The sequence below is a fragment of the Pedobacter sp. AK013 genome, from assembly GCF_014205835.1.
In the GTDB taxonomy this organism is placed as follows: Bacteria; Bacteroidota; Bacteroidia; order Sphingobacteriales; family Sphingobacteriaceae; genus Pedobacter.
On sequence record NZ_JACHCQ010000038.1, the window covers coordinates 22,953 to 31,568 of the forward strand.

The following is an 8,616-nucleotide window of genomic DNA, read 5'->3' on the forward strand; positions in this document are numbered from 1 at the left end:
TTGCTAAGTTTAATTGGATTTTAAAACCCAGTTTGTTTAATTCCGTTGTCTATTAATTTCTTTGCCTGTGCAAGATCGGTATTTCCATTGATGTCTATGTGAAGGAAATAAGGCACTTGCCACTGTTGGGTTTTCTCTGCCTGTTTATTCGTTACTATATTCCATGGCGGATAAATCCTCATCCCTCTTTTACCTTCTATTCCTTTTGCTGTAATAATTTTATGCTGTACCAATATGGCTTTTGGAAAAATGAACTGGCCAGATCGGTCAGCACTGTTAACAGATATAATCAATAGATCAAATTCATCCTGGTCAGTAAACGGAGTAGTAATTCCTGCTTCACCCCGCTTCCATATGGTTACAAATTGCCCCGTCTTGGTTGGGGTGATTTTAGAAAGGCGGTGTTTGATTTTTACACTATTTAACTCAAAAGTGCAGGCTGCATATTCTTGACTTTCATTTTCAATTTGTAGGTTATTTATTTGATAATCAAGCGGGCCATAAACTGAATTAGAAGCGGTTAATAGTATAGATGATATTCGATTTATGAGATTTTCTTCTATCGGCATATTGGCTTGCAAATTGAGATAAGGATCTATTGGAATTAGGCTTATTGCTCTTCAATAATCGATTGACCTTTCGATTTATCTCCTGATGTCCACTGCCAGGTTTCATGAAGTCTAATTTTGCCATTGGCTAATTGTTCTGGCTTTGAATTGCAGATTCCGGTCATGAGTTCGCCTTGTTTGTTTACCTGATGATAGCGCATTTTGATGTTGCCGTTTTCATCAACTAAGCCAATCAAATGGCCAAACATAATTTTTCCGCCCTCATATTCTGCGGTTAAAATATTTCCTGTTTGTTTATATCTAAAAATGGTTTCATTTGATGTTTCGCCATTTTCTGTATTATTTACGGGTTTAAAAAGCTTGTTGTTATAGTTTATCATAAGTTGATAAAACTAATCATCTCCTCTTGAATTAAAAAACTATACGATTAGCTTCCGCAAATTTTAGATGTTTAATCGAGCAAACCAAAGCATTGTAACCAGGTTAACCCAAACTTTCTTCTCTTTTTACCAGCAGGTAATACGCTTCATTTAAAAGTAAGTAACCATATTCATAGCAGAAAATGTATGTGTTTCCATTCTGGGTTTCATAACTATAGGTGTGGTATTCAAAATTAAAACCTGCCGAAACTAGCTTTTTACTGGTAATCTTTGTTTTACCATTTGGATTAAGCGCTGCAAGGATGGCACGATTCTTTTTTAATATGTTATTTACCCTTTTAATCACGAGATTATCATCAATCTTCAAACGATTGTTGTAATTGCTGCGGCAAGAATCATCGCAGTATTTTTTATCGGCCCTTCCTCTGATTGGGGTTCCGCAGTCTAAACATAAACGTTCCATAATAATTTCTTTTTTTATTATGGGATGATGCCCTAATTTATAAAATAAAATGGTGGAATAAAAAAAATAAAACATCATATTGAAGCTTTAAGGGCATACTATCCGTGTATAAACGTTTATAAACGACTATAAATGTTTACCATCCGACTAATTTTTGATGCTGTTTGCAATTTTGTCCTGTCGGTTATCGAGGTGATGACTGTTCGTTAAACATTTAGAAACTTAAAATTTAAAGATCATGGAAAGTGCAGTTAACAAAGTAGTATTGAGCGGATTTGCAGGAGCAGATGCAGAAATTAAAAATTTTGGAAGTCAAAAATTAGCAAAGGTTAACCTGGCTATAAACGAAAACTATAGAAATTCATCCGGTGAGGAAGTAAAAAGAGTACAATGGTTTAATTTAAGTTTCTGGAATGCAAAAGCCGACCTTGCCGAAGCTCAGGTTAAAAAGGGTACAAGTTTAACAGTTGAAGGTAGGTTACAGACAAATAGTTATGACGGCGCAGACGGAAAAAAGCGCTATGCAATCGAAATAGTTGTTAGTGATATAATTATCAAGGAAAGAGAAAATAAAAAGGCCTTTTAGCTTATAACGTAATCGCATCATATAGATGGTCAATTTATATGATGCGATTTAAAGATTACAGTTTAATGGAGAGGCCTGTATAAAAATTAATTCCTGGTGCCGGGTTAAAATACCTTCCATTTGCGGCGTTTAAGTCGTTGCCTAAACTGTATTTCATATTGAGTAGGTTATTTGCTCCTGCAAATAGATCTAAATGGGTTTTATTGATTCTTAAATTTCTAATGCCTAATTTACTTTCAACCAGGTGATACCTTTTCGCAAAAACGGTATTGATATCGTTTAAAGGGATTGAAGAAGTATAATTGTGCTGTATAAAAAGGTAAAATGCTTTCGGAAAGTTAAACTCTAAACTATTGACTAAAATATGCTCTGGAACTCCGGTAAGTTTGTTGCCGCTAAAAGTGCTAGTGCCGTTCACGAAATTTTCAAATCTAAAATGGCTAAAAGTATAATTACTTCTCCATTGTAAACCTGTTAAAAAGGACTGATTATTTCTAATCATCCAAAAGGCGGCTTCCAGTTCAATTCCCTGTTGTTTGGTTCCACCAGCATTGATAAAATACTCGGCGTCGTTTTGATTCAACCTTCTAACAATGGCATCCTTCAAATGGTAACTGAATAGGTTTCCATTGGCGTAAAAACGATTATTTTTGGTTTTATAACGCAGGCCTAATTCGTAATTCCAGCCAAGTTCAGCCTGTAGGTTATTGTTGATATTGTTATCCGACGATCTTACTTCCGCAATGGTTGGGGGCGAATAACCTTTACTGATTGAAGCCCTGGCCGAAAAATCAGAAGTGATGAGATAAGATACTGCTGCCTTTGGCATAAACTGGGCATCGAATTTTCTTTGTTTTGTGGCAATAATAACGGGAAAAAAACTCTCGTAATTGTATCGGTAGAAATTTAAACTAGAAGCAAGTTCGATCAGGAATTTACTGTTAATGTCGAAGTTTAATCTAAAGTAAGCAAAATCCTGACCAGCTTTTAAACGGTCTGAAGCCTGCATTGCTGTAGCTTCACCACCATTATTATTAAAATTTTTGATCTGACTTTTGGTGGTAGAATGCTCTAATCCAATTTGAGCATTAAATTTAAAGCGTTCTTTTGCCTGGGCGTATTCTAAGAATGTTCTTAATCCAAGTGTACTTTCGTAGCGCTGTTCGTAATTGGTAATAAAGGGGTTCTTGAAATCGGTATAAGAGGTGAATAAAGCAATCACGTGTTTCAACCGCTGGCTGATCTGATAGGAATTAGCTATCCCTCCGAAAATGGTTTTATTGTAAATGGCGGCTTGCTGTGAAATGGCCCCAGGCAATGTTGCAGTTGCCGGACGGGCCAGTTTAGGGTTTTGATCTAATTGAGCAGCCGTTAACCCACCTGGTGTTTCGTACTTTAAATCGCTATAAAAAGCAAAAGCCTTTAAATTGCCGGCATGGCTATAATCCCATTGCTGCAAGGTTTGAAAATATTTTCTATCCATTGCACTATTTTGTCGGTATCCATCACTTCTCTGATATCCTTCGCTAAAACTAAAGCTGTACTTTTTATATTGCTGTTTAATCGATGCGGTTTGATGGAAGAGACCATACGAACCGCCAATGGCTGAAACATTAATTTCATTGTGGTTTATAGCAGGAGCGCTGATTAAAATAGCACCTCCCGTATTTGCACCAAAAATACTGGCTTCAGGCCCCTTATAAATTTCCATCGCACCTACCGCAGAAACATCTAAAGCATTTAGATAGGTATTTCCACCGGCATCTGTTAAGGGGAAATCATCGAGGTAAATTTTAATATTCCGAATGCCAAAGGGTGATCGGAGTAAACTGCCGCGGATTGATAGACGATAACTACCAGGCGAACGTTCTTCCATGCGTACACCAGGAACAGTATTTAACATGCTCACTAATGAGCTGTTGGGCTGGTTTTTTATTAAGCTGCTATCTACCAGGTTTACGGCCGATACTGATCTTAGCAAGGTTTGATGGTTATAATAACCTTTTACAGTAACTTCTTCGAGTTTCTTGGTCGAATCGGGTTTTATTGTTTGGGCTAAACCAGTAAAAGAAAGTAATGTTAAGAGTAAAGTAAGGTTCGGTTTCAATAGGATAATAATTGATCGTTTAACCACAGATTGGCAGATAAATTTAGCGCATATTCTGGTAAAGCACGGTTATTTTATGAACTATTATTGTATCGTCTCCTATTTTTTACGCTATGAACCTGGTTGATAGGAAAAAGTAACAGTGGATAAGTGTATTACTGCAGAAAGTTTTTATTTTCTAGTCAACTCGTTTTGATAAAGAAAATTAGTTTAAAAAAATAAAATCAAAAGCAGAGAGCGGTCTTTAGCGCCGGCCTAGTTGTCATAAGTTTAAAATAATAAAAGGAAAGCGCCCTAGAGCACCTTCCTTGAGAGCGCATGTTATTTTCCCTGGTTCAATGCAATAATGGTAACAGGAAAGTATCTTGATATAATTCTAAAATTGAGATATTGCTTGATCAGCAAAAACCTGATCATCGAAAAGATAATATACTCTTAAGGTGAGGAGAGTGGAGTAAAGGAATTTGATCATAAATTTCCAGTTGTTCATTTGAAAACGATTAATTAGAACCAAATTACGACATTACACCTAACTTTTTAGTTAAATTTTGTTAAATCGTTTTTAACTCAAGCTGATTATCTGGTATTTATTTGACAAGATTTTCCTGTAATTTCTTTTCGATATCTTGTGCGTTTAATATCAATGCCGAGAATTGAGGATCTGATTTTACCAGCAAGAACTTTCCGTTAGGAAGGATAATTGCTGAGGTTCCGCAAGAAGTAACCTCTTTAAATAATAATTTTCTAAGAAAACCCGAATCGGTTTCTATTTCTAAACCTTTCGATTTAACCGGACTAAAACTTTTTCCTTCCTCCCGGTATTGGTAAATCGCAACTTTCGGTCTGGCCTCAGCTTTTTCGAGAATGTTTTTTTGAAAGGCCCATCTAACATTATTCAGGAATTCTGCGTTTTGATAGCTCAGGTCTTTCCAACAGACATCTTTATTGAAATCGTATTTAATAATGATAGTGTCTTTTAAAGCAAGCCTTTCGTTTTGCTTTAAAAAAAGATGCAGGGAATCTACTTGCGAATCGGTTAATGTTCCAGCCTGATAGCGTTTACTTTCATCAACATACAGTTTGGGAGAACAGGCATACACCAAGGCGGAAAGAAAGAGAAGAGTAAATAACCGTATTTTGATTTTAAGAATATGTTCCATTTGTGTGAGCATTAATGTCGAATTTCTTGATCAGATTTTAGATTTCCTGATCAGGGAAATCCCTGAAAATAAATTTATAACTAAAAATTAATTAGACAATATTTTTCAGTAGAAAAGTTCGTCGTTGCTTTATCGGCTGAAAAAAGCAACGACGATATCTTAAGTCAATCAGTTGTAATAGCGTTTCAACTCAACCTCTCAAAATCTTCGTTTTCTCGGTATCAAACTCTTCTTGCGATAAAATACCGGCATCCAACAATTCTTTCAGATCTAAGAGTGCCTGCTTTTTTGATGCGATATCATTTTTAGCTGGCGCTGTACTGTTTTCAACAGGTACCGCATTTTTAACTGGCTGATTAGAAATGTTTGAGGGACCAAATTGTAACAAGAGTTCTGTAATTTCATTAAAACCCTTAATGTTCGAATAATCTATTGCTTTTTGTTCCTTTACGTTTACAATGGAAGGGTCAGCCGATTTTTCGAGTAAAAATTTTACTGCATCTTTTTTACCATTCGCAGCTGCATAGTGTAATGCGGTGTTTCCGCTTTCATCCTGAATATTCACATTGGCGCCTTTTTCTGTTAGCATTTTTAGCATGCTTAAATGACCGCTTTTAGCCGCAACATGCAGCATACTTTCGCCTCCGTAGTTGTAATCGTTCTGGAAAGAGAAACTGGCCGAAATGGAAATATTATTAGCGGTTTCTACCCATTCTAAGTACGAATACATCGAATCGTCGTTGCCCGAAAGTGGCTTTGAATAGTTTACATCTATACCATGGGTTAAAAATAAATCTACAATTTCTTTTTGGTTATTGGCGCAGGCATACCAGATTGGCGAGAGACCATTTTTTGAAGAAACGAATACATCTGCACCTTTTTCTACCAATGTTTTGGTCAACATCCTATTGGCATCATAACAGGCAATTAATAAAGCTGATTCTCCTGCATGATTAATGTGATTGATATTGCCGCCTTTTTCGAGAATAAGCTCAACCATTGGTGTGTTTTTAGATTTGACCGCAAAAATTAAGGGTGAATCGCCGTGTTTATTCGTGGTGTTGATATTGGCACCAAATTCCAATAGTTTTTGAACAATTTCTTTATTTCGCCAGGAAGACGCAATAAGGAGAGGAGTTTCTGCCTCGTTATTTTCGTTATCAACTTCAAGGCCTTTATTGAGCAGTTTTTCTAACACTTCAATCTGCCCGCTTTGTGCAGTAAGGTGTAATAAACTATTGCCTTTAAAATCCTTAATATCAGCTCTTGCACCTTTATCTAAAAGAAACAGGGCGGTTTGTTTCTGTTTTTGTAAACAGGCAAAGTAAAAAGGTGTTTCGCCAGCATGATCTTCATAATCTAAAGCTGCCCCACAATCTATTAAAATTTGTACAAGATCTAAATATCCACGATGGGCAGCATAGTGGAGTGCTGTTCTCCCTTTTTCATCTGTATATCCTACATCTACTTCCTGGTTGGCCAATAAAAGTTCGGCTATTTTGCGCTTGCCGCTCTCGCAGGCAATAATAAATGACATCGACATATATTAAGATTGTTTCATGAGCAGTTCAACAGTTTTTATTTTCAGGTTATCATCTGAGGCCAGCATTAAAGCAGTCTGGTCCTTATCATCGGTTAAAGCAACATCCGCTCCATTTTCAATCAAGAGTTTTACTTTCCGGTAAGTTTCCTTTGCTTTTTCTGCTTCGTAGTTTACATTGTAGGCACAAACTTTATGCAACAGGGTATTCCCCTCATTATCGGGCCTGTTTACATCTACTTGTCCGGTTTCTAAAACGGCCTGTAAAATATCAGCTTGTTTTTCTGCAATTACGTCTAACGGAGTTTTATCTGCACTGTACCAGGTACTGGACTGATATAAATCGGCACCATCATTTAGGAGTTTTTTAAGGAAATTGATGCTGCTTTCACTGTTCGACATCATGCGTACATATTCGAACAAAAGCGTTTGGCCGTTTTTATTGACCTGATCGAAAGCTGGTAAAGCGAAATCACGTAGCGTATCGTATATGTTTTCACTCTGAGCTTGTGCTACTGCATAAAAAAAGGCAGAATTTCCATCACGATCGGTGTGGTTCGGATCTGCACCATTCTCAAGCAGGTGGGCAATTAAATTTTTCCTGTTAAATTTTATTGCGGTAATTAATGGGGTTTCCTGCACCACATTGCCTTCATTAATATCAATACCCTCGTTGAGAAGAATATCGATATATCCCTTAAGTAAATCGGTGGTCTGCTCATCATTTAGGTTATACCTGCGAAAACTGCTTTTTACTACTTGATGAATGTAGTTTTCTTCTGCATTGTTTTTGAAGTTGGCGCTGCAGCCCGCGTTGATGCAAGCCTTGATCACCGCTAAGCCCACGCCATTTTCGAATAGATAACTTAACAGCGTTTTGGTGTTTACCTCATCGTTTAAGTTATCGAAATGGGTAATAAATCCATCGAAAAATGCGATATCCTCATGGTCGTTTCCCAGGTTCCGAACAATAGCCTGAAAAATGCTTTTGTCAAAACTGTCGAATTCGTAAATATCGGTTTCGATGGTTTTATCATTTAACATTAAGCTGAGTATTTCGTATTGTTTCTCTCTGATCAGGTTATCGAAAATCGATGATTTATGATGTTCTTGTAAACTTTTAGAGAGCTTCTCGCCGTTTTGCATCAAGCTTTTGGCCTCTTCGAATTTGCTGTCATTTAACTGTTGATCTAAGGTAGGTTCGGTCATTTCAATTAAAATTTTTAAAATAGATAGATATGTGCGTTTCCCGCTACAAAAGTTTAGCCAAAGCATGTGCTTATTTAAAAATTATCGCGAATGTTGCAGTAATGGGTACGATAGGACCAGTGCTTATTAAAGCCGCTCATTTTTTTGGAAAGCAATTGTAGTGTTTTATAGGTTAATTTCTTCCTGCTCTACCTTCTGCCATGAAAAATGGCATCCGTTCGATCAGGTTTAATTAGGTCATTTTTCTGCTACTATGTCGGTTTTCCATGCCACAGGCCCAAGTTCATAGCCCTGATCGGAGCGGGCATCCCCGGTTTTAGCACTGGTATTTATTGTTTTCTTGTGTGCTAGCTTGTTTCACAGGTTTCACCGGGATAAAGCGAAGAGCAGGAGTAACGTTAAAAGAAGCGAATAACATTGCGCTCCAAAAAACCGACCATCTTTATATTATGCTGTTTTAGTTTCTTATTTTTTGGAAAGCAATTGCAGTATTTCATCGGCTATTTTCTTCCTGCTCTACCTCCTGCCATGAAAAATGGCATCCGTTCGATCAGGTTTAGTTTGGTCATTTTTCTGCTACTAGGTCGGTTTTCCGTGCCACA

Annotated in this window: 8 protein-coding genes; 1 reads left to right on the plus strand and 7 read right to left on the minus strand. The window is 36.9% G+C overall.

What is annotated here, in order from left to right:
- Positions 1–20 precede the first annotated feature (20 nt).
- The 3 genes from HDC90_RS21050 to HDC90_RS21060 all read right to left on the minus strand — a co-directional run bounded on the left by HDC90_RS21050 (position 21) and on the right by HDC90_RS21060 (position 1,412).
- Positions 21–569, minus strand: coding sequence for a MepB family protein (locus HDC90_RS21050; protein ID WP_184469930.1), 549 nt, complete (start codon positions 567–569; stop codon positions 21–23).
- A 41-nt stretch (positions 570–610) separates the two neighbouring features.
- Complete coding sequence (locus HDC90_RS21055) at positions 611–949, minus strand: n-acetylglutamate synthase (protein ID WP_184469931.1); 339 nt, start codon at positions 947–949, stop codon at positions 611–613.
- Between the two features lie 103 nt (positions 950–1,052).
- Entirely contained in the window at positions 1,053–1,412 is a 360-nt protein-coding gene (locus HDC90_RS21060) for a hypothetical protein (protein ID WP_184469933.1), read from the minus strand.
- A 238-nt stretch (positions 1,413–1,650) separates the two neighbouring features.
- On the opposite strand from HDC90_RS21060, the gene HDC90_RS21065 reads away from it, so the two are divergent.
- Entirely contained in the window at positions 1,651–1,998 is a 348-nt protein-coding gene (locus tag HDC90_RS21065; RefSeq protein ID WP_184469935.1) for a single-stranded DNA-binding protein, read from the plus strand.
- 55 nt (positions 1,999–2,053) lie between these two features.
- On the opposite strand, the gene HDC90_RS21070 is transcribed toward HDC90_RS21065, so the two are convergent.
- From HDC90_RS21070 to HDC90_RS21085, 4 genes are all read right to left on the minus strand, one after another.
- Positions 2,054–4,105 carry a TonB-dependent receptor gene (locus HDC90_RS21070; protein ID WP_184469937.1) on the minus strand — a complete coding sequence of 684 codons (2,052 nt, stop codon included), beginning with the start codon at positions 4,103–4,105 and terminating at the stop codon, positions 2,054–2,056.
- Positions 4,106–4,692: 587 nt separating this feature from the next.
- Positions 4,693–5,265: a hypothetical protein gene (locus HDC90_RS21075; protein WP_184469939.1), complete on the minus strand. Its 573-nt coding sequence runs from the start codon at positions 5,263–5,265 to the stop codon at positions 4,693–4,695.
- A gap of 190 nt (positions 5,266–5,455) precedes the next feature.
- Positions 5,456–6,802: an ankyrin repeat domain-containing protein gene (locus tag HDC90_RS21080; protein ID WP_255497791.1), complete on the minus strand. Its 1,347-nt coding sequence runs from the start codon at positions 6,800–6,802 to the stop codon at positions 5,456–5,458.
- A 9-nt stretch (positions 6,803–6,811) separates the two neighbouring features.
- Positions 6,812–8,014, minus strand: a complete 1,203-nt coding sequence (locus tag HDC90_RS21085; RefSeq protein ID WP_184469943.1) for an ankyrin repeat domain-containing protein — start codon at positions 8,012–8,014, stop codon at positions 6,812–6,814.
- Positions 8,015–8,616 lie beyond the last annotated feature (602 nt).

What these genes read in the sequence shown, in the direction of transcription:
- HDC90_RS21050 (WP_184469930.1), bottom strand. Translation starts at nt 569, where the DNA reads ATGCCGATAGAAGAAAATCTCATAAATCGAATATCATCTATACTATTA.
- HDC90_RS21055 (WP_184469931.1), bottom strand. Translation starts at nt 949, where the DNA reads ATGATAAACTATAACAACAAGCTTTTTAAACCCGTAAATAATACAGAA.
- HDC90_RS21060 (WP_184469933.1), bottom strand. Translation starts at nt 1,412, where the DNA reads ATGGAACGTTTATGTTTAGACTGCGGAACCCCAATCAGAGGAAGGGCC.
- HDC90_RS21065 (WP_184469935.1), top strand. Translation starts at nt 1,651, where the DNA reads ATGGAAAGTGCAGTTAACAAAGTAGTATTGAGCGGATTTGCAGGAGCA.
- HDC90_RS21075 (WP_184469939.1), bottom strand. Translation starts at nt 5,265, where the DNA reads ATGGAACATATTCTTAAAATCAAAATACGGTTATTTACTCTTCTCTTT.
- HDC90_RS21080 (WP_255497791.1), bottom strand. Translation starts at nt 6,802, where the DNA reads ATGTCATTTATTATTGCCTGCGAGAGCGGCAAGCGCAAAATAGCCGAA.
- HDC90_RS21085 (WP_184469943.1), bottom strand. Translation starts at nt 8,014, where the DNA reads ATGACCGAACCTACCTTAGATCAACAGTTAAATGACAGCAAATTCGAA.